The organism is Pseudorhizobium marinum, assembly GCF_000705355.1.
Lineage (GTDB): Bacteria > Pseudomonadota > Alphaproteobacteria > Rhizobiales > Rhizobiaceae > Neorhizobium > Neorhizobium pelagicum.
In genome coordinates, this window is sequence record NZ_JMQK01000010.1 from 40,661 (window position 1) to 61,943 (window position 21,283).

The 21,283-nt window shown below is 64.8% G+C and carries 22 protein-coding genes; 8 read left to right on the plus strand and 14 right to left on the minus strand.

What is annotated here, in order from left to right:
- Positions 1-77: 77 nt before the first annotated feature.
- From EO99_RS0113495 to EO99_RS28440, 3 genes are all read right to left on the minus strand, one after another.
- The gene (locus EO99_RS0113495; RefSeq protein ID WP_029619167.1) at positions 78-302 is read right to left on the minus strand and encodes a type II toxin-antitoxin system HicB family antitoxin; all 225 of its coding nucleotides are present in this window, start codon (positions 300-302) and stop codon (positions 78-80) included.
- Positions 299-517: a type II toxin-antitoxin system HicA family toxin gene (locus EO99_RS0113500; RefSeq protein ID WP_235776819.1), complete on the minus strand. Its 219-nt coding sequence runs from the start codon at positions 515-517 to the stop codon at positions 299-301. The genes EO99_RS0113495 and EO99_RS0113500 overlap by 4 nt, the downstream gene beginning before the upstream one ends.
- Positions 518-628: 111 nt before the next feature.
- Positions 629-751, minus strand: coding sequence for a hypothetical protein (locus EO99_RS28440; RefSeq protein WP_268871299.1), 123 nt, complete (start codon positions 749-751; stop codon positions 629-631).
- Between the two features lie 141 nt (positions 752-892).
- Here EO99_RS28440 and EO99_RS0113510 point away from each other — a divergent pair, with 141 nt between their 5' ends.
- Entirely contained in the window at positions 893-1,288 is a 396-nt protein-coding gene (locus EO99_RS0113510) for a DUF930 domain-containing protein (RefSeq protein ID WP_029619169.1), read from the plus strand.
- A 6-nt stretch (positions 1,289-1,294) separates the two neighbouring features.
- Here EO99_RS0113510 and EO99_RS0113515 read toward each other — a convergent pair whose 3' ends face one another.
- Positions 1,295-2,452 (minus strand): AI-2E family transporter, encoded by a 1,158-nt coding sequence (locus tag EO99_RS0113515; RefSeq protein WP_029619170.1) that lies wholly within the window; start codon positions 2,450-2,452, stop codon positions 1,295-1,297.
- Between the two features lie 57 nt (positions 2,453-2,509).
- Positions 2,510-3,367, minus strand: coding sequence for a VOC family protein (locus tag EO99_RS0113520; protein ID WP_029619171.1), 858 nt, complete (start codon positions 3,365-3,367; stop codon positions 2,510-2,512).
- A 230-nt stretch (positions 3,368-3,597) separates the two neighbouring features.
- On the opposite strand from EO99_RS0113520, the gene EO99_RS0113525 reads away from it, so the two are divergent.
- The 5 genes from EO99_RS0113525 to EO99_RS0113545 all read left to right on the plus strand — a co-directional run bounded on the left by EO99_RS0113525 (position 3,598) and on the right by EO99_RS0113545 (position 8,552).
- On the plus strand, positions 3,598-4,008 hold the full coding sequence (locus EO99_RS0113525; RefSeq protein WP_029619172.1) for a universal stress protein: 411 nt from the start codon (positions 3,598-3,600) through the stop codon (positions 4,006-4,008).
- 32 nt (positions 4,009-4,040) lie between these two features.
- The gene (locus EO99_RS0113530; protein WP_029619173.1) at positions 4,041-4,361 is read left to right on the plus strand and encodes a TraR/DksA family transcriptional regulator; all 321 of its coding nucleotides are present in this window, start codon (positions 4,041-4,043) and stop codon (positions 4,359-4,361) included.
- Between the two features lie 96 nt (positions 4,362-4,457).
- Positions 4,458-5,126 (plus strand): PAQR family membrane homeostasis protein TrhA, encoded by a 669-nt coding sequence (gene trhA, locus EO99_RS0113535; protein WP_029619174.1) that lies wholly within the window; start codon positions 4,458-4,460, stop codon positions 5,124-5,126.
- Between the two features lie 105 nt (positions 5,127-5,231).
- Positions 5,232-5,744: a GNAT family N-acetyltransferase gene (locus EO99_RS0113540; RefSeq protein ID WP_029619175.1), complete on the plus strand. Its 513-nt coding sequence runs from the start codon at positions 5,232-5,234 to the stop codon at positions 5,742-5,744.
- A gap of 198 nt (positions 5,745-5,942) precedes the next feature.
- On the plus strand, positions 5,943-8,552 hold the full coding sequence (locus EO99_RS0113545; protein WP_051679840.1) for an outer membrane protein assembly factor BamB family protein: 2,610 nt from the start codon (positions 5,943-5,945) through the stop codon (positions 8,550-8,552).
- 21 nt (positions 8,553-8,573) lie between these two features.
- Here the strand turns inward: EO99_RS0113545 and EO99_RS28005 are convergent, their stop codons facing one another.
- The 7 genes from EO99_RS28005 to EO99_RS0113580 form a co-directional block, all read right to left on the minus strand.
- On the minus strand, positions 8,574-8,732 hold the full coding sequence (locus tag EO99_RS28005; RefSeq protein WP_173425148.1) for a hypothetical protein: 159 nt from the start codon (positions 8,730-8,732) through the stop codon (positions 8,574-8,576).
- Positions 8,733-8,871: 139 nt separating this feature from the next.
- Positions 8,872-9,666 (minus strand): DUF2243 domain-containing protein, encoded by a 795-nt coding sequence (locus tag EO99_RS0113555; protein WP_037111887.1) that lies wholly within the window; start codon positions 9,664-9,666, stop codon positions 8,872-8,874.
- A 134-nt stretch (positions 9,667-9,800) separates the two neighbouring features.
- Positions 9,801-11,660: an ABC transporter ATP-binding protein gene (locus tag EO99_RS0113560; RefSeq protein WP_029619178.1), complete on the minus strand. Its 1,860-nt coding sequence runs from the start codon at positions 11,658-11,660 to the stop codon at positions 9,801-9,803.
- A 100-nt stretch (positions 11,661-11,760) separates the two neighbouring features.
- Complete coding sequence (locus EO99_RS0113565) at positions 11,761-12,972, minus strand: MFS transporter (protein ID WP_029619179.1); 1,212 nt, start codon at positions 12,970-12,972, stop codon at positions 11,761-11,763.
- Between the two features lie 226 nt (positions 12,973-13,198).
- A complete protein-coding gene (locus EO99_RS0113570) occupies positions 13,199-13,678 on the minus strand; it encodes a response regulator (protein ID WP_081852050.1) in 480 nt (159 codons plus the stop codon).
- Complete coding sequence (locus EO99_RS0113575; RefSeq protein ID WP_029619181.1) at positions 13,675-14,697, minus strand: sensor histidine kinase; 1,023 nt, start codon at positions 14,695-14,697, stop codon at positions 13,675-13,677. Before EO99_RS0113575 ends, EO99_RS0113570 begins: the two co-directional genes overlap by 4 nt.
- The gene (locus EO99_RS0113580; protein ID WP_029619182.1) at positions 14,697-15,248 is read right to left on the minus strand and encodes a methanogen output domain 1-containing protein; all 552 of its coding nucleotides are present in this window, start codon (positions 15,246-15,248) and stop codon (positions 14,697-14,699) included. Before EO99_RS0113580 ends, EO99_RS0113575 begins: the two co-directional genes overlap by 1 nt.
- A gap of 411 nt (positions 15,249-15,659) precedes the next feature.
- Here EO99_RS0113580 and EO99_RS0113585 point away from each other — a divergent pair, with 411 nt between their 5' ends.
- On the plus strand, positions 15,660-17,351 hold the full coding sequence (locus EO99_RS0113585) for an FAD/NAD(P)-binding protein (protein WP_029619183.1): 1,692 nt from the start codon (positions 15,660-15,662) through the stop codon (positions 17,349-17,351).
- Here EO99_RS0113585 and EO99_RS0113590 read toward each other — a convergent pair.
- Both EO99_RS0113590 and EO99_RS26650 read right to left on the minus strand, forming a co-directional pair.
- Positions 17,336-18,076, minus strand: coding sequence for an MOSC domain-containing protein (locus tag EO99_RS0113590; protein ID WP_051679841.1), 741 nt, complete (start codon positions 18,074-18,076; stop codon positions 17,336-17,338). The two genes, EO99_RS0113585 and EO99_RS0113590, sit on opposite strands and share 16 nt — an antisense overlap.
- Before the next feature lie 269 nt (positions 18,077-18,345).
- A complete protein-coding gene (locus EO99_RS26650) occupies positions 18,346-20,274 on the minus strand; it encodes a PAS domain S-box protein (RefSeq protein ID WP_081852052.1) in 1,929 nt (642 codons plus the stop codon).
- A gap of 151 nt (positions 20,275-20,425) precedes the next feature.
- On the opposite strand from EO99_RS26650, the gene EO99_RS0113600 reads away from it, so the two are divergent.
- Positions 20,426-21,220, plus strand: coding sequence for a helix-turn-helix domain-containing protein (locus EO99_RS0113600; protein ID WP_051679842.1), 795 nt, complete (start codon positions 20,426-20,428; stop codon positions 21,218-21,220).
- Positions 21,221-21,283: the final 63 nt, after the last annotated feature.

Genomic DNA, 21,283 nt, shown 5'->3' on the forward strand with positions numbered 1-21,283 from the left:
GGAAGCACTCCGGGTTGGACGGGGAGGAGTGCCAGAGATAGGGGTCGCCGGTCGCGGAGGCAAGGCGGCGGTGAGGGTCAGCCAACCTGAAGGTTGAGCGATGGGGGCGGAATGGCCCGTTTATCTTCGCGGGCAGCCTCCATCCAGCTTTCGATCGCGTCCTGGATGTTGGAGATCGCCTCTTGTGGGTTCTCGCCGTCGCTCATGCAGCCGGGAAGGTCCGGGACAGTTGCCAGGAAGCCACCGCCATCTTCGGCGGTCAGTGGTGAGATGACAACGGGATATCGCAATGGATGTGTCACAATGACCTCACGGCATCGATGAATTGCACCAGCTTGCGAATATATACTGCCTTGATGGGGCGTTTGGAAGGGACGGTCAGGATTTCGCGCATGTACGGATGGCTGACTTTGTAGTGCGAGCTGCCGCCCCTCGGTGGCGTGCAAGAAATGCCGAATTCACCGCAGACCGCGTCGATGTCGGCGATACGCCAGTCAGCACGCGGGTTGGCGCGCATGGCTTCCAACCGCTTGCTCATCCCGCAGAAAGGCCATTGATGGAGATCATGCTGCTTTCCTTCTGTTTCGAACGGAGGCGAGCGCCAGTAAGCAAGCGTGGAACGAGCCGCCTATTTCTTCTTGTTGCGCCCCTTGTGGGAAGCGGTCTCCCGCTCGTTCTGCCACAGGACGAAAGCGGCCACGCAGGATACGCCGACAATCGGCGTCAGAAAGAGGATTAGGTTCTCGATCATCTCTTCAGTCCCTCCAGCGTTTGGACTAAACTTAAATGCAAACCGCTTTCAGGCGAGACTATTTCCCGCTCTGGTAGGTGGTCAATCGTGTCGCCATCTCCTAGGTTCCGGCCGTTCGAATCCCATTGGATGAGGCGGAAAATGAAGAACAAGAAAATCCTCGCCCTGGCCGCTCTGGCACTTGCGGCCGCCTTTCCTGCGCAGGCACTTGATAGCAGCGTCCTGCGGCAGCTGAAGGCGCTCGACATTGCGGAGCGGCGCGAGCAGCGCTGCGACATGGAGGCCATGGCGCGCATCGCCAGGGAGCAGCAGGGCTACAGGCCCGACAAGGTGATCGCCTATACCTTCGCCGATCCGGTGGAGAAGGGAAATTTGGTGCAGGCGCCGGGCGCGGTGTTCCGCAGCCGGGGCGACTGGTATCGCCTCAAGTTCAAGTGCGAGACCGGCGAACGCGGCCTGAAGGTCCACTCGTTCAAGTACAAGGTCGGCGACAAGGTGCCGCGCGACCAGTGGGAACGCTACTACCTCTACGACTGAGACCGTTCAGCCCGGCAGGTGCGGAACCGTCTTGCGCTCGGGGAACAGCTCGTTGACGATCGTCATGGCGATCAGCGACAGCGGCAGGGCGAGCATCGCGCCGACGGCACCCCACATCCAGGTCCAGAAGATGATCGCGATGAAGACGATGAAGGGGTTGATCTCCCACTGCCGTCCCATGATCGCCGGGAACACGAGGTTTTCCATCATCAGGTGGACGGTGAAGAAGACCGCCGCTGGTGCCAGGGCGAGGATGAGCGATTCATGCGTCAGCGCGCCGCCGAGCGCCACGGATGCCGTCATCAGCGTGATCCCGAGATAGGGGATGAAGCTGGAGAGAAAGGCAAAGATCCCCCACATCACCGGTGATCCGAGCCCGCCGACATAGGCAATCAGCGTCATCGAGATGCCGAGCGCGAGATAGAGCAGGCTCGCCGTGGCGAAGTAATAGCCCAGCACCTCTTCCATGGCGTTCAGCACGCGGATGGCGATCAGCCTCTGGCGGCGGCGCGGGAAGGCCATGATGATCGTCCGCCGCAGCCGTACCCGGCCGTAGAGGAAGAGCAGCAGCGCGGCAAAGAAGATCATCGCCTGGATGATCGCCGGCGTCAGGCTGGCGGTCAGGACGGCGAGCACGCTGCTGCTGTTTTCGAGCAGCTTTTCCATCGACATCGGCCCGGTCTGGAAGGTGGCGGGGCTGATGTTCAGCCATTCCTGCCGCTCGAGGAAGGGCATCACCCGGTCGATCATCTGCTCGATGAGGTCGGGACCGTCGTTGATGAAGAAGGCGGCGGGCTCCGCGAGTGCGTTAACGATCAGAAGCACCACGAGCGCGACACCCGACGACAGGATCAGCGCCGTCCCGAAGCGGGGCACGCCCATGTCGCCCAGCCGTTCGGCGGCCATGCCGAGGATGATGCCGACGACGATGGCCAGCGTGATGGGGATCAGCACCAGCTTCATGTAGGAAACGACCGCGAGGCCGAGCAGGCAGAAGATGCCGATCAGCGCCCAGCTTGCCGCCACCTCCAGCGCATCGCGTCCGAGCGGGGAGAAGTCGGTGATGTCGCCGTCCTCGCGCGGCATCGCTGCGGCCTCGGATTTGGCGACGGCGATGTCCGCTCCCTGTTTTGGCCGCCGGCCGTTTGCGCTAGATGCTGCCATGAATTCTGGTCCCCGATGCGCGCCGTCAACGCGCAGCGAAAGGCCGGGTTCCGCGACCTATGCCGAAAGCGTGATCGCGATCCCCCAGGGGTCAAGGAACCGATGCCCTTCGGCCGTCTGCGCGATGGCGATCTGCTGCGCTTCGAGGTTTGCTAGCGTGGTCGCCAGCATCGTCCTGTCGTTGAAATGCAGCGTGTAGCCGGCAAGCCCGGTCATGTTCTCCGCCCGTGGCCCGGCGCCCCGGCTGTTCCAGATGTTGGCCGCCAGATGATGGTGATAGCCGCCCGTGGCCAGGAAGCTGGCGCCGGGATAGTGCGCCATGACCTTGAGCCCCAGGACATCGCGGTAGAAGGCCTCCGCCTGCGGCACGTCGCCCACCTGCAGGTGGATGTGGCCGATCGCCGTGCCTCCGGCCATGCCGTTCCAGGCGGACTGCGGCGCGTCGGCCAGCAGTGCCTGCAGGTCGAGCCTTTCGGTCGCCATCGCCACCGTTCCGTCCGCGTTGTGAGGCCATTCCTCCGGCGGCCGGTCGCGGTAGATCTCGATGCCGTTGCCCTCCGGATCGGTGAGGTAGAGCGCCTCGCTGACGAGATGGTCGGAGGCGCCGTCGAGGCGCAAGCCGGTCGCGGCGGCGTGCGAAAGCCAATGGGCAAGCTCCGTGCGTCCGGGAACCAGGAAGGCGGTGTGGAACAGTCCCGCCGCCTGCCGCGGTGCGCGCGCCGCATCCGGACGGTGGAGAAGCGTCAGCAGCGGCCGCCCGTCGACGCCCAGCACATGCGCGCTTCCGCCCTCGTCCATCACCCGCAGGCCGATCACCGACTGGTAGTAGCCGGACACCCGATCGAGGTCTGACACCACCAGCTGCACGTGCGCCACATGGGCAGGCCGCGTCAGGGCAAAGAGTTCGGCTGGCATGCTCATGGTCGTGTCTCCGGCGTCTGTCACGAGGGGCGATGGCAGCAGTCTGACTCGTTCCGGTCGTTCATAGAAGCCGCCATTGCATTGATAGGTTGTTCACGCTGCGTTGACGCTCTCGCCGCCACACCAGCCGGAACCGCCGCCAGTCTTGATCACGATCAATGCGGCGAGCGCGGGAAGACGGAGAGTGGCCCTATCGAAAGACGCCTCATCCGTGAGGAAGCAGCATGTACAGGAATATCATCGTGGCGATTGACGTCACGGCACCGGAGAAGGCGGAGCGCATCATTCCGCGCGCGAAGAAGCTTCTCCAGGAGGGCGGCAGGATCGTGCTGCTCGCCGTCGTTGAGGATCTGCCGGGCTATGTGCTGGCCGAGGTGCCGGCGGATATTTCGCTCGACGCCCGCAACGAGGCGGAGAGCCACCTTTCGCTCCTGCGCACCCACCACGATGTGCAGGCCGATATCGAGGTGCGCCAGGGCGCCCCGGCGCGGGAAATCCTCGCGGCCGCGGATCAGCGCAAGGCCGATCTGATCATCCTCGCCTCGCACCGCCCGGACTTCTCCAACTACTTCCTCGGCGCAACCGCCGATCGCATCGTGCGCCACGCCCAGTGCTCTGTTCTCGTCGACCGCTGAACAGATTTATGACCATGAAAGGAATACCGTCCATGGACGTCGAGAAATACAGGATCATCCTTGCCAGGCGCCAGCAGGAGCTGCAGTCCCGCCTGCAGAAGATCGAGGCGGATTTCGAGGCGCCGCGCAACCCCGATGACGATGACCGTGCCGTGGAGCGCAACAACGACGAAGTCCTGGAGGAGCTCGGCGAGTCCGGCCAGAGGGAGCTTGCGGCGATCGAGGCGGCGCTGGCGCGGGTCGAGGCCGGCACCTTCGGGACCTGCGTCCGCTGCGGGAACCCGATCTCTGAGGAACGGCTCGACGTCGTGCCGCACACGCCCTTCTGCAAGACCTGCGCTGCGGCATTGTGACCGACCTAAACAGAATGTGAGCTTTTGCGCAGCAAAAGACCTTGCCTCGGAGCGCTCCCCTGATCATTTTCAGGGGCTAGCGCGAAGAGGAAGTGCATGTCTGACCTGGTCCGGTTTGGAAGATCCTACGACTTTCACGAGATCGTTGCCGATGGCATCGTTCACGGGATAGGCATCGTCATGGCGCTGATCGGCGTCACGGCGCTGATCTTCTATGCGACGCTCTGGGCAAGCTACGGCGAAATCGCCGCCGCCTGGATCTATGGGCTCGGCCTGCTGCTCTGCCTGTCGATCTCGTTCACCTACAACATCTGGCCGCACTCGCGCACCAAGTGGATCCTGCGCCGCTTCGATCATTCGGCGATCTTCGTGCTGATTGCCGCCACCTATACGCCCTTCCTGCAGCGCGGCACCCATGAGCCGCTGATCCTCTTCATGCTCGTCGCCATCTGGCTGACGGCGATCGTCGGCATTTCGCTGAAATGCCTCTTCCCCGGCCGATTTGACCGGCTGACGATCCTGCTCTATCTCGGCATGGGTTGGAGCGGCGTGGTGGTCGCGGCGCCGATCTCGCAGTATCTGCCGGAGATCACCGTCTGGCTGATCTTTGCGGGCGGCATCATCTATTCGCTCGGCGTGATCTTCCACGTCTGGGAAAGGCTGCGCTTCCAGAACGCCATCTGGCATGCCTTCGTGGTCGCCGCCTCCGCCGTTCATTATGGTGCCGTTATTACCTGCTTCAGTCTTTCCGGCGCAAATTTTTAACCACATTGATGGTCTGATCCGCCCGGGAGCTGCCTGCTCCGGCTGGTGGACATCGTTTTCGTTCGTCTGCTATGGTGGACGAAAATCAAACATAATGGACAAGCCATGACGTCTGCCCCGATCATCCGCGACGCGACCGAAGCCGATCTTCCCGCGATCACCGCCATCTACAACGATGCCGTCGCCAACACGACCGCCATCTGGAACGAGACTCAGGTCGATCTGGCAAACCGTGAGGAATGGTACCGGCTTCGTCTGGCGAGGGGCTTTCCGGTGCTGGTGGCGGATGTGGACGGGCAGGTTGCCGGCTATGCCTCCTATGGCGACTGGCGTGCCTTCGAAGGCTTTCGCCACACCGCCGAGCACTCCGTCTACATCCACCACGACCACCGCGGCGCAGGCCTCGGCCGCCAGCTGATGACGGCGCTGGTCGCCAATGCCGGAAAGCGCGGCATCCATGTGATGATCGCCTGCGTCGAGGCCGGCAATGCCGCCTCCATCCGCCTGCACGAAAGCCTCGGCTTCCGCAACGTCGGCACCTTCACCGAGGTCGGCGAAAAATTCGGGCGCTGGCTGGATCTGACCTGCCTGGAACTGCGGGTGCCGTTGGCGGCCTAGGTCGCTTCGCCTGCATCGCTTTCACCGGTGCCGACCACCGCTGATCTCGCGCTAGCCCCCTCGCTGCGGCAGATCCGGCGTGCATCCGGAAAAGTCCCGGCGAAAAGGTGGCTTTTTTTGGTGCGGCGTCGGGAACATTCGCCCATCTCCCCTGTTGCCTGAAGCTGAACCAAGGCGAAAACCGAGGGGAAGCCGACCATGACCGACCGTTCCGCACATCATACCTCCCATCCGATCAGCCGCTGGTATTCGATACTGCTGGGCGGTTTGCTCGTCCTGCTCGGCCTCGTGATCGGCGGTGGGGGCCTCTGGCTGATCGCGCTGGGCGGTTCCTGGTACTACGCCATCGCCGGGATCGGTCTGGTGATCTCCGGTGTGCTGATATTAAAGGGCAGCATCTCCGGTGCCCTCGTCTATGGTGTGACGTATCTGTTCACCCTCGTCTGGGCCCTCTGGGAAGTCGGGCTCCAGGGCTGGCCGCTGGTGCCGAGGCTGGTCGCGCCGACCGTCATTCTCGTGCTCGTGCTGCTCGCCGTTCCCGCTCTGCGCAGACGTGATTCAGCTCCGGTCCGCAAGCGCGGCATGGCCACGGCGATGGCTGTCCTCGCGGCGCTTGGTATTGGAGTGACGGCCGCCCCCTGGATCGAGCCGCCGGCCGTCCTGGCGCAGGTCGATACGGAAGAGGGGGCAGGGAACGCTCCGCCGGCGCCGGCGCAGCCGGGCGAACAGCCTGACCCGGGAGCCGGGATACTTGCCGCCGAGCCACTGGCCGATCAGAGCCCGGGCACCGAGCCGGCGCTCGATACGGAAAGCGACGTCGTCATCAATCCCGAGGTTCCCCGCGATCCAGCCCCCGAAGGACAGTCAGCGCAAGAGGATCGGCCGGCGCTCGCCATGCGCGAGACCGGCGCCGACTGGCCCGTCTGGGGCGGCGACCTGCACGGCACGAAATATTCCCCGCTGACCCAGATCACGCCGGAGAACGTCGACCAGCTGCAGCGCATCTGGGAATTCCAGACGGGCGACCTGCCGGACGCCGACGCGGAAGGCAAGTACTCGCCGGAGAACACGCCTTTGAAGATCGGCGCGAAGCTTTTCGCCTGCACGCCCATGGGCAAGATCATCTCGATCGATGCCGGCTCCGGCAAGGAGGAGTGGCGCTACGATCCGCAGGTGCCGGAAGATGCCATTCCCTATGGTGCGACCTGCCGCGGCGTCGCCTATTTCGAAGTCCCCGATGCCGACCCCTATGACCCCTGCGCGACGCGCATCATCTGGGGCACGCTGGACGCGCGCCTGATCGCCATCGACGCCGAAACCGGCCGCCTGTGCATCGATTTCGGCGACAACGGCATGGTCTATCTGGAGCGCGGACTGGGCCGGACGGTTCCCGGCTGGTACGCCATGTCTTCGCCGCCCGTCATCGTGCGCGGCGTGGCCGTCGTCGGCGCCCAGGTCACCGACGGCAATGCGGAAGATTCACCCTCCGGCGTGATCCGCGGCTTCGATGCCGTGACCGGCGAATTCGAATGGGCCTGGGACATGGGCCGTCCGGGAGACACCAGCCAGGCCGGGCCGGAGGAGGTCTATACCCGCGGCACGCCGAACATGTGGACGATTGCCGCAGGCGACGAGGAGACGGGCTACGTCTTCCTGCCGATGGGGAACTCCGCCGTCGATTATTACGGCTCCAACCGCAGCGAGCAGGAGAACGAATACTCCACGGCGCTCGTGGCACTGGACGTCACGACCGGCCAGCCCGCCTGGCATTTCCAGACCGTCCACCGCGACGTCTGGGACTACGACCTCGGCAGCCAGCCGACGCTGGTCGACTTCCCGACCGACAATGGCACCGTGCCGGCCGTCATCCTCGCGTCGAAGCAGGGCGACATCTACATCCTCAACCGCGAGACGGGCGAATCCCTGTTTCCGGTCGAGGAGCGGCCCGTGCCCCAGGGCGGGGTCGAGCCGGAGTATCTTTCGCCGACGCAGCCCTTCTCGACCTATCACACGCTCGCCTTCCCGCGCCTGGAGGAGGAGGACATGTGGGGCATGTCCCCGATCGACCAGCTCTGGTGCCGCATCCAGTTCCGCCGCTCCCATTACGACGGCATCTACACCCCGCCGACATCGGACCAGCACTGGATCCAGTACCCGGGCTATAACGGCGGCAACGACTGGGGTTCGGTCGCGGTCGATCCCGAACGCGGCCTGCTGATCGCCAACTACAACAACATGCCGAACCACAACCGGCTGGTGCCGCGGGAAGAGGCGGATGAGGCGGGGCTGAGGGCCATCTACGAGCCGCCGGCCGAAGGCGAAACCCCGCTCGGAGAGGCGGGCCCGCAGATCGGCGCGCCTTACGCGATCGACGTCAATGCCGGCTGGCGGGTGAAATACACCGGGCTTCTGTGCAAGGAGCCGCCCTACGGCGGGATCCGGGCGATCGACCTCGCCACCGGCGACACGGTCTGGGATCACCCCTTCGGCTCGGCGCGCCGCAACGGCCCGTTCGGCATCCCCTCCATGCTGCCCGTCACCATCGGCACGCCCAACAACGGCGGACCGGCGGTCACCGCAGGCGGGCTGATCTTCATCGCGGCCACCACCGACGACCTGATCCGGGCGATCGATGTGGAAACCGGCGAAACGCTGTGGAGCGACGTGCTTCCCGGCGGCGGCCAGGCCAACCCGCTGGTCGTGGAGGTCAATGGCCGCCAGTTCGTGATCATCTATCCCGGCGGCCACCACTTCATGGAAACGCCGATCAGCGATACGATCATCGCCTACGGCCTGCCGGAGGACTAGGCGGGCGCCCGACCGCGCTCGTCAGCCGCCGACGTACTGGAAATAGGCCCAGGTCAGCACGAAGAAGGCCACCACCGCCAGCACCGTCAGGAGCTTGCGCAGCCCCGGATTGGGCTTGCGGGGCGGTTTCGGCGCCTTCGGCTGCGGCGGGCGCTTGAAGTCGACGACATTGTTGGACATGGCGGCTCCTGACGGGTCGGCCCGATCTGCGGCAGGGCGGTTGAGACCTTGCCAGATGCAATGCCAGACCGGAGCCCGGATGAAAAGCGCCCTCGCAGCGATGTGCGGCCGATCGGACGGAATCTTCGGCGCTTGCGGCTCAGACTTTCGTCCAGTTGAAGCATCCGGCCGGCACGATGGAATTGCCGACGAGAAGCGCGCCGTGCCGGTAGAACCGGCTCGGGTCTCCGCCGCCGGAGACGTCCACGGCCCAGACCGTGTCGGAGGCGTCCGACCAGACAAGCCGCCCCTTGACCGCCGCCAGACCCGCCAGCGCCTGCGCCGGCGTCACGCCGGGCCGGAAGACCACCATGACAGGCCCGTCGGCCGGTGCCGGAAGGGCGGCCAGCGGCCCGGCCAGGCAGACGGCGAGAACCAGCGCCACCGGCGACCGCCTCCCACTGCCGCCGCCGTGCCGGTTCCGGCGCAGGGCAAGCCCGATCAGGGCGGGGAGCACGCCGAAGACGAAAAACCAGAGCAGGTCCCAGAACAGCGGGTTGTCGACATCCATCCGAATCCGGTGGATGCCGAGGATCCAGTGCGACAGAAGGCTGTCGAGAATGTGCCAGACGCCGAAGCCGATCAGCGCGTTGGCAAAGAGAAGCCGGTCGGCGCCGGCCACGGCAAACGCGGCCCGCGCCCGCCACAGCAGCCAGAGCCCCGCGGCGGCGATCGCATACATCAGCACGTGGAAGAGCCCGTCGGTCAGGATCAGGAAGCGGATGTCCTGCCGCGCCGCGTCGATGCCGCTCAGGAGATGATGCCACTGCAGCACCTGGTGCAGCAGGATGCCGTCGAAGAAGCCGCCGAGCGCAAACCCGAGTGCATAGCCCGCCCACCGCAGCGAGGTCGAAAACCCGTCGGTGACGCCGGCTGATTGAGGCGCAGCCCGCATGATCCGTCTCCCCATCGCACCCGACCGCCACCGCGGCGTCGTGTCGGACGATCCGAACCGGGCGCGACAGGCGAAGTTCCAGGGGTGCAGCATAGGAGGCGGGTCAGCTCGGAGGCGGTTTCCAAGGCCCGGGATCACGCCTCCTCGATCGCGTCGGCGATATAGCCGCCGGTCTGGCGTTTCCAGAGCCTAGCGTAGAGGCCGTCCCGTGCCAGCAGTTCCTCCGGTTTGCCCTCTTCCAGGATCCGGCCTTTCTCGATGACCACGATCCGGTCCATCTCCGCGATCGTCGACAGCCGGTGGGCGATGGCGATGACGGTCTTGCCGGCCATCAGCCGCGAGAGGTTCTGCTGCACGGCGGCCTCCGATTCGCTGTCGAGCGCGGAGGTCGCCTCGTCGAGCACCAGGATCGGGGCGTCCTTGAGCAGCGCCCTTGCAATCGCCACCCTTTGCCGCTGGCCGCCGGACAGCTTGATGCCGCGGTCGCCCACGAAGGCGTCGTAGCCGCTGCGGCCTTCGTTGTCCTTGAGGTCCGCGATGAAACCATCCGCCTGCGCCAGCGCCGCGGCCCGTTCGATCTCTTCGCGAGAGGCGTCCGGACGGCCATAGCGGATGTTGTCGCCCACCGAGCGGTGCAGCAGCGCCACGTCCTGGGTGATGACGCCGATCTGCTCGCGCAGGCTCGCCTGCGTCACGTCACGGATATCCTGTCCGTCGATCCGGATGGCGCCGCCGTCGAGGTCGTAGAATCGCAAGAGCAGGCTGACGAGGGTCGACTTGCCGGCGCCGGAAATGCCGACGAGCCCAACCTTCTCGCCCGGGCGGATCTCCAGCGAGAGGTCATCGATCACGCCCCGGTCCTTGCGGTAGGCAAAGTGCAGCTTGTCGAACTGCACGGCACCGGCCGTCACCGCCAGCGGTTTTGCATCCGCCCGGTCGGTCACCGTCGGCGGCGTCGTCATCACCGGCATGGCGTCCTTGATGGTGCCGACCGCCTGGAAGATCTGGTGGCAGATCTGCAGGAAGCCGCGGGCATTGGTCTGCAGCCGCTGGGCGATGTAGAGCGAGGTGACGAACTGGCCGGTGGTGACGAAGCCGTCGATCAGCCCCCAGAAGCCGATCCAGAAGACGCCGAGCCAGAGCAGCACGTTGAGCGTGATCACCGCGATGTCCGTCGTCAGGTAGATGCGCCGCTCCCATTGCTGCGTGTCGATGGTCTTGCCGAGGATGCCGCGCAGCGATCCGGCTTCGCTGTCTTCCGCGGCAAACAGCTTCACCGTCTGGATGTTGCTGTAGAGATCGGTCATCGCCCCGACCACCAGGCTGCGCTGCTTGGCCGACTTTCGGCCCCGTTCGGAAAACTGCGGCACCGCCCGTACAGCAACGAAGGCGTTCGCCACGATCCACAGCAGGACGGGCACCGCCAGCGGCCAGGCAAGCGCCCCCAGCAGCACCAGCGAGCCGACGAACTGGACGGCGAAAAAGGGCACCGTCTGGAAGGCGACGACCACCTGCTGCTGCACCGCAGAGGCTACCTGCGACAGCCGCGACGCCACCTGGCCGGCAAACAGGTCATGGAAGAAGGCAAGGTCCTGACGCTCGACCGCCTTGTGCCCCTGCCACTGGATCGCCGCCGGCATGCAGACGACGAGCGACTGCGAGGCCAGCGTGTTGTTGACGAAGATCAGGAGCGGGGTGATGGGGAAGGCAAGCGCCACGAGCAGCGCAAGGAAGGGCCAGTCCTGCTGCAGGAAGGCGCGCGCCCCCTCGGCGGCGATGCCGTCGACGATCACCGAGATGCCCCAGAGCAGGAAGAGGTTGACGATCTCGACGATGACGCTGGAGAGCGCCACCGTCAGCAGCACCCACCGGAAGATCCGCACGAAATGCAGGAGCACCGCAAACGGCCCGCTCGTCGGCAGCGGCGAATAGGGAATGTCGAGCGGCCGGATCAGCGTCTCGAAGGGACGATAGACGGCATCTGAAACGGACATCCGAATCTCCTCGAGCGCAGGATCGACCTGCACTAGATACGACGGCCGCTCCCGTCGTAAGCCCCCTCGATCAGGGGGCGGAATCTGACCTATGCCGCCCTTACGCCGACCGTCCGCCCTTGCGTAGCATGACCGGCAGGGTGAGCGCCGAGGCGGCCAGGCTGAAGGCGCAGCAGCCGAGCGCCTGGAGGCTCAAGGGAACGCCGGCGTCGATGAGGAGGCCCATGGCGATGGGGGAGGCGCCGCTCGCCAGCACCGCGCCGGCCTCGACGGCGGAGCGGACCCGCGCCAGTTCCCGCGCCCCGAAGAGGTCCACCCAGAGCGCCGTCGCCAGCGTCGATCCGAAGGCCGCCGAGACGGCCATCAGCAGCATGTAGACGGGCGCTATCAGCGGCGTCGAGACATAGCCGAGCAGCAGCATGGCGCCCGCCTGCGGCAGCAGGAAGAAGGGCAAGAGCCGCTTCGGGCCGAAGCGGTCGATCACCGGACCGATCAGCACCAGCGACATCGCCTGCACGATGGCAAATGCCCCAAGGCTGCCGGCGACGGTGGCGATGTCCCAGCCCTTCTGCTCGGCAAGCCGCGCCTGGTGGAAGAAGAAGCCGGTGACGATGAAGGGCGTGGCGAGAACGGCGGGAAGCGTCAGGAGCAGGCGCATGTCGCGCCAGAGCGGCGTCGCAGGCGGCCCCGCATCCGCCTTCGTCTCGCGCCGGCTGCGCAGCGGCTCGTCGCCGGCCACCGGCAGGAAGCGCAGCGCAAACGTCACCCCGATCAGCACCACCGCCGCATTGATCAGCCACCCCGTTCGCCATCCCCAGGCGTCCATGACGAAGACGGTGGCAAAGGGCAGCACGCCTTGCGCCAAGGACAGGCCGAGCGCGATCAGCCCCAGCGCCTTGCCGGCATCGCTCGGAAAGGCGCGGGCGGTCGCCGTCAGCGCCGTGTGGGTCATCAGCCCCTGGCCGCCGAGCCGCAGGAAGTAGAAGGCGACGGCAAGGAAGACGGCACCCGGGCTGATGGCGACGAGCACGCAGGCAAAGGCCAGCAGCAGCGCCACCGTCCAGGTGAACCGCCGCACGGTGGTATAGTCGATCAGCCGGCCGGCCCAGGTCAGCGTCAGCGCGCTGACGAAGGTGCCGGCCGCATAGGCCGCCCCCAGCTCGCCGTCGCTGAGCCCGAAGGCGCCGCGAAAATGGGCGCCGGACATGGCCACGAAATAGGTCTGCCCGAAGCTCGACAGGGCCATCAGCAGGCCGCCGAAGATGAGCAGCGACCAATTGCGGCGGGAGAAGTCGATGTAGCTCTTGATCATGCGCCGGGGAAAATGAGGGAAGGGAGGGGAAGGATCTAGCGCTTCTGGGGCATGACGGCCAGTCCGAAGCGGACATTGCGACCCGGACGCCTCAAGTCACCTTCGCGCCCCCATGTCGGTCATTTGGGCTGCTGTTGAATTTCCTGGAAGCTGTCGTTCGCCTGTTCAGACAGGATGTGGCAGAGGGTGGCTCCAGACAGTAGGCTGACCGAACCTGACCCGCCGCTTATTTTTGCCCGAGCTCGGAGTTCACAGCAGCAAGCATCTGAAGCAGTTGGGGGGCGGAGAATGGCTTCGGCAGCCAGCCAAGCGGGTCGGCGCCAGCAGCTCTTTCCTTCGTGGCCCCATCGGCATGGGCGGAGATGAACAAGCAACGCAGGCCAAAGCGGTTGCGCAGTTCCTTGGCAACCTCGACCCCGTCGTCGTTGCCCTTCAGTCGGATATCCATCAAGACCAGGTCAGGGCGGGCAGAACCGGCCAGGGCCAGGGCTTCGCGTGCGGTGGAAGCAACGCCGACACAGTCGTAGCCGCCCTCTTCAAGAGCCGCTTCGATCTCCATGGAGACAATCCACTCATCCTCAACGACCATAACGGTGAGCTTTCCAGATCCCGCCGTGTCGGAAGAGCCTTTGTCATCGGTTTGTGCGAGCGCCCGCACCGGCCTGGGGTCGACGGGAGTGGTGGCGAGGACTTCTGAGTGAATCATGTCTGTTCCTGCCTACCAAACCGAATGACGAAGCGCGCGCCATTGGCATTCTCCAGCTTCAGTGAGGCTCCCAACTGTCGACATAGGCCTTTTACAAGACCCAAGCCAGAGGAGCGACGATTCCTAGGATCTGGAGGCAGGCCAGGACCGTTGTCGTGAACCACGAGTTCCCAGCCCTGGTCGTCACTGAAAAGACCCACCCTCACGCTGCCGCCGATCCTGCCTCCGGCATGTTTCGCAGCGTTCGTCAGAAGCTCGTTCAGGATGAGCGCCAAAGGCATGCCGACCTCGTGGGACAACTCACCATCGTCGGCACGCACCTCTATGCGCAGCCTGTCGCCTATGGTTGTGGCGGTTGCATCGCAGATTGCCTGGACGAAAGGTGCAGAAGATATAGTCCTAATCTCCTGTGACTCGTGCATCAAGCGCTGGAACGAGCCGATCGCCGTGATGCGCTGAACGACCTCCTCCAGGATGGAGCGCGCCTCGTCGCTGCTCGTTTCCCGCTGCGCTGCGGCCATGAGGCCGATGAGCATCTGCAGGTTGTTCTTCACCCGATGATGCAGTTCGCGAAGCAGAACCTCGTTGTTGCGCAGAGATTCTTCCAGCGTAGCCTGAATTCGGCGCCGTTGATGGATTTCGGCGTTGAGCTCCCGGATTTTCGCGGCCAAGACGGGAAACTGGTCCCGCTGCGAATGGAGGCAGCGGACGAAGATGTAGGGAGCGCCTTTCGCACGGGTTCTGGCACCGCGCAGGCGAAATCTGGTTAATTCCCCGCTGACATCACGAAGCGTCGCAGCACCGGGAAGGGTTTGCGTGGTTCCGGAGCAGCGCCGCAGGAAGTGGATCAGCGCTTCGTGAGGCTGCTCGACAAGATCCAGAAGGGTTCCACCTCGACGAGCGGAGCCGAGGAGGTTTCCCGCAGCTCGATTGGAGAATGCAATTCCTCCATTGGGATCGACCAGGAATACCGGCTCATCCAATGCGTCGAGCACCGCGTCCGCCAGATCTTGCCCCATTACTCAGCTTTCTTGAAATATTCCCGCGCATGCGGATCGGGTGCGTCCGTGGGCTTCAGATGCACAACGACGCGGCAGTCCGGATGACCGAGAGCGATCGCTTCCTGAATCTCGACGCGGGCATAGCCGAGATTTTCGGCAGTTATCGAGCCGAATACGTTGGAGGTCATCATGCACAGCGAAGGCCGACCCTCCACCAACCTGCCAAACGGACAGGCGTTATTGCCCAACACGATGCTGTCCTCGCGTTCCTCGATGATGTAAAATTCACCTTGGATGCGGCGCTTTAGATCGACGAGCACGGCAGCGACTTGGTCTCTCGTTAGGTTCTTCACGCCCAGAGACTGGCGATAGGTCTGGTTAATCTGGTCGCCGATGGCGCCGCCCACGATGCTGATGTAACCAGCGGCCTCGTCGATACCGACAACATCCTCGAGCGTTCCCGCCAGTTCGCGTAGCAGCGAGCGCAGGAACAGGTCCCGCTCCAGCGGAATATCGATTTCCTCGAAGGGCCGATCTCCATCGGTCAGCGGCCTGTCGGCAAGCCTCATGCCTGGCTCCATTGCATTGATCTCCACTGCTGCCAAGGCTATCGCATAAGGAGGGAGCAAAGACAACGGACCTGACCTTAAACCGCCGGCTACGGCTGCTTCCTGGTCTGTGAGATCAGAGTGCCATGTCAGTGATGCGGTCGGAAGCGGTCATGGTGGTCGGCCACGCTCTATGGCAGCCATTTCATCCCCGACCACGAAAATCGGACAGTCCGCGTGCGGCCCCTAATCGGACAGTGCGTCACCTGAACCCAACGTCCCCTCCTGTTGCAAACCACCCCTCCCGCCCAAAACCGTCGGTACCATCAACATGCTGGCGCCTCACCGCACACCGTTGTGGAACAACCGGCCCCTTTGTACATTGTGCGCTTCCAGAAGGCGCGATCCCCTCGTGGCCAGGTAGAGATTGCAATGCTTCCCAGAATTGCGGTGATCGGCTGCGGCCCGACGGGTTTGTATACCCTGAAGGGTCTCGTCGCATCCACAACACCCCTGTCCATCACCATTTTCGAGGCGGAGGGGGAGCCCGGCAAGGGCACGCCCTATCACCCCGACATCAATGATCCCGCCATGCTCTCCAACATCCCGAGCATCGAGTTCCCGGCGCTGACGGAAACCCTCGTGCAGTGGCTCGAGCGGCAGAGCGATCTGGATCTTGCCCGCCTCGCCATCGCCCGGGAAGCCATCGACGGGCGGGAATTCTATCCCCGCGTCGTGCTCGGCGAATATATGCGCGACCAGTTCCTGGCGCTCGTCGCGATCGGCGCGCGGAACGGCCATGCGATCGAGGTGCTGGAGCGCCATAGGGTCACCGACATCGCGCTTCAGGCAGACGACATCCGCCTCAAGGTGGAGCGCGCCGACGGGTCGCATCTCGATGCCGTCTACGAACACGTCGTCATGGCGACCGGCCACAACTGGCCGGAGAGCACCGAAATCCGCCCCGGCTATTTCGTGTCGCCCTGGCCGGCGACCGCGCTCGGCGCCATCGGGACGGTGCCGGTCGGCATCCTCGGCACCTCGCTCAGCGCCATCGACGCGCTGATGACGGTGGCGACGGCCCGCGGCGCCTTCTGCTTCGATGCCGCCGGCGACCTCCAGTACCAGCCGGCGCCGGATACCGAAGGTTTCCACGTCACGATGATGTCGCGCAAGGGTCTGCTGCCGGAAGCCGATTTCTACTGTCCGCTGCCCTATGAGACGCCGAAGGTCTGCACCGTGGAAGCGGTCGACGCGCTGATTGCCACCGGCCGCCACGATCTTCTGAACGACGTCTTCGAGCTCTTCCGTCAGGAGATCCTCGCCGCCGATCCCGAGTATGCGGACCGCATCGGCCTCTCGCAGCTGAATGTCGAAAGCTTCGCGCCGGCCTATTACGCCGAGCGCACGCAGAGCGATCCCTTCGTCTGGGCGGCAACGAACCTTGCCGAAACGCAGTACAACCGCGAGCGGCGCTATACGGTGCCCTGGCGCTATGCCATCCTCATCACCCATGAGGTGGTTGCCCGCGTCGTCAACCATCTGGACGAGACGGACCTGAAGCGCTTCCACCGCTATTTCAAGGGCATCTTCATCGACGACTATGCCACCGTGCCGCTGATGTCGATCCGCCGGCTTTTGGCGCTGCGCTGCGCCGGCAAGCTCGACATCCTGAAGCTCGGCGAAGGCTATGAGATCAGCGAGAAAGGGGTCGCACGCGGGGTTGCGGTCACCGTCGGCGGTGAAAGGCATGTTTTCGATGCCTTCATCGACGCGACCGGCCAGGAGACGCTGTCGGCGACCGACCTGCCGTTCCCGACGCTGGTGGCGCAGGGCGGCGTGCGCCGGTCGGCGACGCCCAAGGCCGGGGCGTTGATGGCGGAAGACGGTTCGGTGGAAATGGTGCGCACCGGCGGCATCGACATCGACGATCTCTACCGGCCGAAGCTCTCGGCGCCGCTCTGCGACCGCCTCTATTGCGCGGCGATCTCCTTCCTCCTGCACAAGCAGCCCTTCGTGCAGGGCATTACCAGCGCCTGCGAGATCGGCGAGACGGTCTCGGCGGCGATCCTGTCCGACGTCGATACCGAAGGCCGCGTGCCGCTGTTTCAGCTCTCCGCATAGACCGGGTCGCCGACGGCGATCCGGCTCTCGGCCGAAGGCGTGCCATAGGCGCCGAAGTTGCGGCCGTTGTGGCGCATGATGGTGCGCAGCACGTTCGGATCCTCGGCCACGCCGGGCTGGGCAAGCAGCGTCATGCCGCAGCGGCGCGTCGGCTCGGTCACGGCAATCTCTGCCTCGCCGATGCGCAGCGTCCGGCCGATCCAGTCGTTCTCGACAAAACCCTCGCCATCGACGGTCTCGATCAGCACCGAGGGCCGGAATCGCCGGCGGTCGAGGGCGCCGGCGGCGCCGATACCGGCGAGATGGTCAAGCGAGGCCGCCGTCACCAGGTGCAGGGGGGCCGTGGTGTAGCGGTTGGAAATGACCGGAAAGCGCAGGTCGCCACCCTCCAGAACGCCGTCATAGACGCCGACGCCGGCATAGAAGCCGAAATGCGCCGTCAGCCGTTCCTCAAGCGCGGAATCGTCGAGCCAGAGGGCCGCGCCGTCGGGAAAGCGGATCTGCGGCATGGCCGCGTCGCCACCGGCGCCGTCCAGAAAGAGCGCCGGCCGCCAGCGCGGCTCCTTCTCCGGTGCCGCCGCAAGGCCGGTCGCGCGGTCGAAGAGCCCGAACCGCCGGTCACCGGCGACGCCCTGCGGCGAGACCGCGATCTCGGCAAGCGCCTCGCCGCCGACTGAACTCACCGGATATCGCCAGACTTCCGCAACCCGACCGATTTCTCTCATGCACATGTCCCTCATCTGCCTGCGGCACGGTCAGAGAAGGCGCGGGGAGGGATGCGGTTCCATGGCGGCCGCACAAGAGGGGCCGGCCTCGCCTCTGTCGTGCGCCGCGGCAAGGTCCGCAACCGGTGCTGGATACGCTGGCGGCCGAGATCCAGAACGGCTTCGTCCGCTACGATCCAATGGAACGGCGCCACGGTGCCGCTGCGATTCAAACCGCGGCAACTCGAAGCAGTTGCAGTCGAACCAGTAGTTCTGGCCTGCCCTCCATGTCAGGCCGGCGAGACCACCGCCTGGATGCGCACGCGTGCCCCCTCCGGCGGATAGCTCACATTCACGGTGCCGCCGAGTTGTCCGGTCAGCACGCGATCAAGCAAGGTCGTGCCGAAGCCGCGGCGGGTCGGAGGCGTGACGGGAGGACCATTGCTTTCGGTCCATTCCAGATGGAGCATGGTGCCGCCCTCCGTCCGCTCGGTCGTCCAGCCGACGGTAAGTTGCCCGTCCGGGACCGAAAGCGCATCATATTTTACGGCGTTCGTGGTCAATTCGTGCACGGCCATGGCAAGCGGGACGGCGGCGTCGACGGGAAGATGGAAGACCCCGCCGTCGAGCGTCAGCCGCGTGCCGTCATCATAGGGTTCCAGTTCCGCGAGGATGATCTTCTGGAGATCGGCTCCGGTCCATTCATTGTCGGTCAGGAGCGTATGGCTGCGGGCCAGCGAGGACAGCCGGCCGGTCATTCCCCGCTCGAAAGCCTCCATGTTGTCCGACGTGCGAATGGTGAAGTTCATGACGGACTGAACCGTGGCCAGGGTGTTCTTCACGCGGTGATGCAGCTCGCTTATCAGCAGCGCCTGACGCTCCTTCGCTGCCTTCTCGCTGGAGATGTCGCGCACCTCGATGATGGTCCCGATGGTCTTGGCGTCCTCGTCCCGGATGGGACTCGCCGTGAAGGCGATCGGGTAGAAGCTGCCGTCCTTGTGGACGAACACCTCTTCCCCCTGTTCCTTGTTGTTCTGGGGAAAAGCGCGGTCGATGGCGCATTCATGGATCGGAAAGGGGCGACCGTCGGGATAGGTGTGGTGCACGACATCGTGCAGCGGGCGTCCCTGCGTTTCCGCAAGCGTATAGCCGGTCAGCACCTCGGCGGCCGGATTCATGTAGATGCAGTGCTGCTGCTCATCCATGACGAACACGGCGACGGAGGCATTGTCCAGCACCGCATTGAGCCGCCGCGTCGTCTCGCGCAGACGCTCCTCGGTGCGCTTTCGGTCGGTGATGTCGAGCACGAACTCGAAGCCCGTTCCATCCGGCAGCAGCTTGGCAGCGAACAGCGCCCACCATCGGGAGCCATCCTTGCGGATATACTCCTTTTCGTAGGGCGTGGTGTTGCCCTTCGCCTTCAGTTCAGCGAAGGCACGCTCGGAATCCTGCATCCACTCGGCAGGGGTGAGGCGCTGCCAGGTGAGGCGTCCGGTCTCCAGGTCCTCCCGGCTGTAGCCGCCCATGCGCAGAAACGCGTCATTGGCATCCGTCAGCAGCCCGTCCATGTCGAAATAGATTGCACCGACCGTCCCGATCTCCAGGGCCGTACGGAACCTCGCCTCGCTGACGCGGAGCGCCTCCTCGGCACGCGCCCGCTCGACGGCCGCCCAGGTGCGCTCGGCCACCTCCCGTACGAGCGCGATGTCCTCCTCGCTCCAGCGACGCGGCTCGGCCGAATGCAGGAACAGGAGCGCAATCAACCGTCCCGCCTTGACCAGTGGCACCGCAAGCTGCGCGCGGACACCGAGTGCGTGATGAGCACCGGCCGCAGGTTTGCCTGCGGTGCGGACGTCAGTGTCGAAATCTTCGATGGCGACGAGCTCACCCGATCGGTAGGCGGCAGCGATGTCCGGGCCGTAGCTTTCGAGATTGTGACGCCCCGCGACGGAAGCCACTCCCTCCGCCCGCCAGTCCCCCTCGATATGAAGGTGGACGCCGTCTTCCTCCATCTCCGAATAGCCGACGCGCATCGCCCCGAGGTGCCGGCCCAACAGCTCGGCCGCGGCCGTCATGACCCCGCGCGGAGCGGCGATTTCCCGCAGGCGGTCGCTGAGATCGAGCAGGAAATGGGCTGCAACCTGCATTTTCGAGATCGCATCCGGCTGTGCATGTGGGTAGGATCGCGGCGATGCTGAAAGCATAGCATTGTCGTCCATTTCATTGTCCCATGATGATGCCGGTGATACGACAGTAGCAGCATGAATCCTGATATTGAAGCAAGAACTCGGAATGTCACCCGCGCGATATATCAATCCAGATCAAGAACTCGACTTCAAAACGGCCAGGGTTCGGTCGCCGGATCGTCCGATGCGGCAGCTTTCGGGGCTGAGCGTCGAGCATGTGCGGCTCCCGGACGAACGGTTCGAGTACAAGGTCGTCGGCACCAGTCATTACCTCGCCCTTCACGACATTGAATTGCAGGACGGCGAGGCCGAGCTCGCAAACGGCGCCCGCTCTCACTGCCACTCCCTCGCCGACCGGCTGACCTTCGTTCCGGCCGGATGTCAGGTCGCCGGCTGGTCCGTGCCGAAGAACCGCAGGAACAGTTTCACGGCGCTCTACTTCGATGCAACGACGCTGGTCGAGGAATTCCGCACCGGCTTCACGGCCAGCAGCCCGCCACCTTTCCTGTATGCCTTCGACCCGTCGCTTCGCACGACACTCGAAAAGCTGGCCAATGCCGTTTCGACCGGTGTGGGTGCCGCCCACCTGGAATCCCTGTGCCTGGTGGCGGTGGGCGAACTGCTGCAGATACGCCCTTCGGTCTCGGCCCAGCGCCTGAGTGAAGCTCAGATGGACCGGCTCCTGGAGTTCGTCGAGGCGCATCTGGAAGACGATCTCTCCGTCGAGGATCTCGCAAAAGTCCTGGATCTGAGCCGGTTCCATTTTTCGAGGATCTTCAAGACGACGACCTCCCGGTCCCCCTATCAGTTCCTCCTGGAACGCAGGATCAGGCGGTCCATGGATCTGCTGCGTTCGTCGACCCTCTCCATCGCAGACATCGCAACGAAATGCGGCTTCCGCAGCGTGCCGCAATTCGAGGAAGCGTTCCGGCGAAGCATGGGAACTCGACCCATCCGATACCGGGCTGACCTGGGATAGCGCGTCAACCGCCGGTCAGACGCTGCCGGCACAGGCGGATTGCCGCGAGCAGGCCGACACTGA

Bases quoted from the DNA above. Each gene is read 5' to 3' on its own strand.
- EO99_RS0113500 (WP_235776819.1), bottom strand. From the start codon at position 517: ATGCGCGCCAACCCGCGTGCTGACTGGCGTATCGCCGACATCGACGCG.
- EO99_RS0113590 (WP_051679841.1), bottom strand. From the start codon at position 18,076: ATGAGAGAAATCGGTCGGGTTGCGGAAGTCTGGCGATATCCGGTGAGT.
- EO99_RS28005 (WP_173425148.1), bottom strand. From the start codon at position 8,732: ATGTCCAACAATGTCGTCGACTTCAAGCGCCCGCCGCAGCCGAAGGCG.
- trhA (WP_029619174.1), top strand. From the start codon at position 4,458: ATGTCTGACCTGGTCCGGTTTGGAAGATCCTACGACTTTCACGAGATC.
- EO99_RS0113545 (WP_051679840.1), top strand. From the start codon at position 5,943: ATGACCGACCGTTCCGCACATCATACCTCCCATCCGATCAGCCGCTGG.
- EO99_RS26650 (WP_081852052.1), bottom strand. From the start codon at position 20,274: ATGGACGACAATGCTATGCTTTCAGCATCGCCGCGATCCTACCCACAT.
- EO99_RS28440 (WP_268871299.1), bottom strand. From the start codon at position 751: ATGATCGAGAACCTAATCCTCTTTCTGACGCCGATTGTCGGCGTATCC.
- EO99_RS0113525 (WP_029619172.1), top strand. From the start codon at position 3,598: ATGTACAGGAATATCATCGTGGCGATTGACGTCACGGCACCGGAGAAG.
- EO99_RS0113510 (WP_029619169.1), top strand. From the start codon at position 893: ATGAAGAACAAGAAAATCCTCGCCCTGGCCGCTCTGGCACTTGCGGCC.
- EO99_RS0113560 (WP_029619178.1), bottom strand. From the start codon at position 11,660: ATGTCCGTTTCAGATGCCGTCTATCGTCCCTTCGAGACGCTGATCCGG.
- EO99_RS0113540 (WP_029619175.1), top strand. From the start codon at position 5,232: ATGACGTCTGCCCCGATCATCCGCGACGCGACCGAAGCCGATCTTCCC.
- EO99_RS0113575 (WP_029619181.1), bottom strand. From the start codon at position 14,697: ATGGGGCAAGATCTGGCGGACGCGGTGCTCGACGCATTGGATGAGCCG.
- EO99_RS0113580 (WP_029619182.1), bottom strand. From the start codon at position 15,248: ATGAGGCTTGCCGACAGGCCGCTGACCGATGGAGATCGGCCCTTCGAG.
- EO99_RS0113570 (WP_081852050.1), bottom strand. From the start codon at position 13,678: ATGATTCACTCAGAAGTCCTCGCCACCACTCCCGTCGACCCCAGGCCG.
- EO99_RS0113585 (WP_029619183.1), top strand. From the start codon at position 15,660: ATGCTTCCCAGAATTGCGGTGATCGGCTGCGGCCCGACGGGTTTGTAT.
- EO99_RS0113530 (WP_029619173.1), top strand. From the start codon at position 4,041: ATGGACGTCGAGAAATACAGGATCATCCTTGCCAGGCGCCAGCAGGAG.
- EO99_RS0113515 (WP_029619170.1), bottom strand. From the start codon at position 2,452: ATGGCAGCATCTAGCGCAAACGGCCGGCGGCCAAAACAGGGAGCGGAC.
- EO99_RS0113600 (WP_051679842.1), top strand. From the start codon at position 20,426: ATGCGGCAGCTTTCGGGGCTGAGCGTCGAGCATGTGCGGCTCCCGGAC.
- EO99_RS0113565 (WP_029619179.1), bottom strand. From the start codon at position 12,972: ATGATCAAGAGCTACATCGACTTCTCCCGCCGCAATTGGTCGCTGCTC.
- EO99_RS0113555 (WP_037111887.1), bottom strand. From the start codon at position 9,666: ATGCGGGCTGCGCCTCAATCAGCCGGCGTCACCGACGGGTTTTCGACC.
- EO99_RS0113520 (WP_029619171.1), bottom strand. From the start codon at position 3,367: ATGCCAGCCGAACTCTTTGCCCTGACGCGGCCTGCCCATGTGGCGCAC.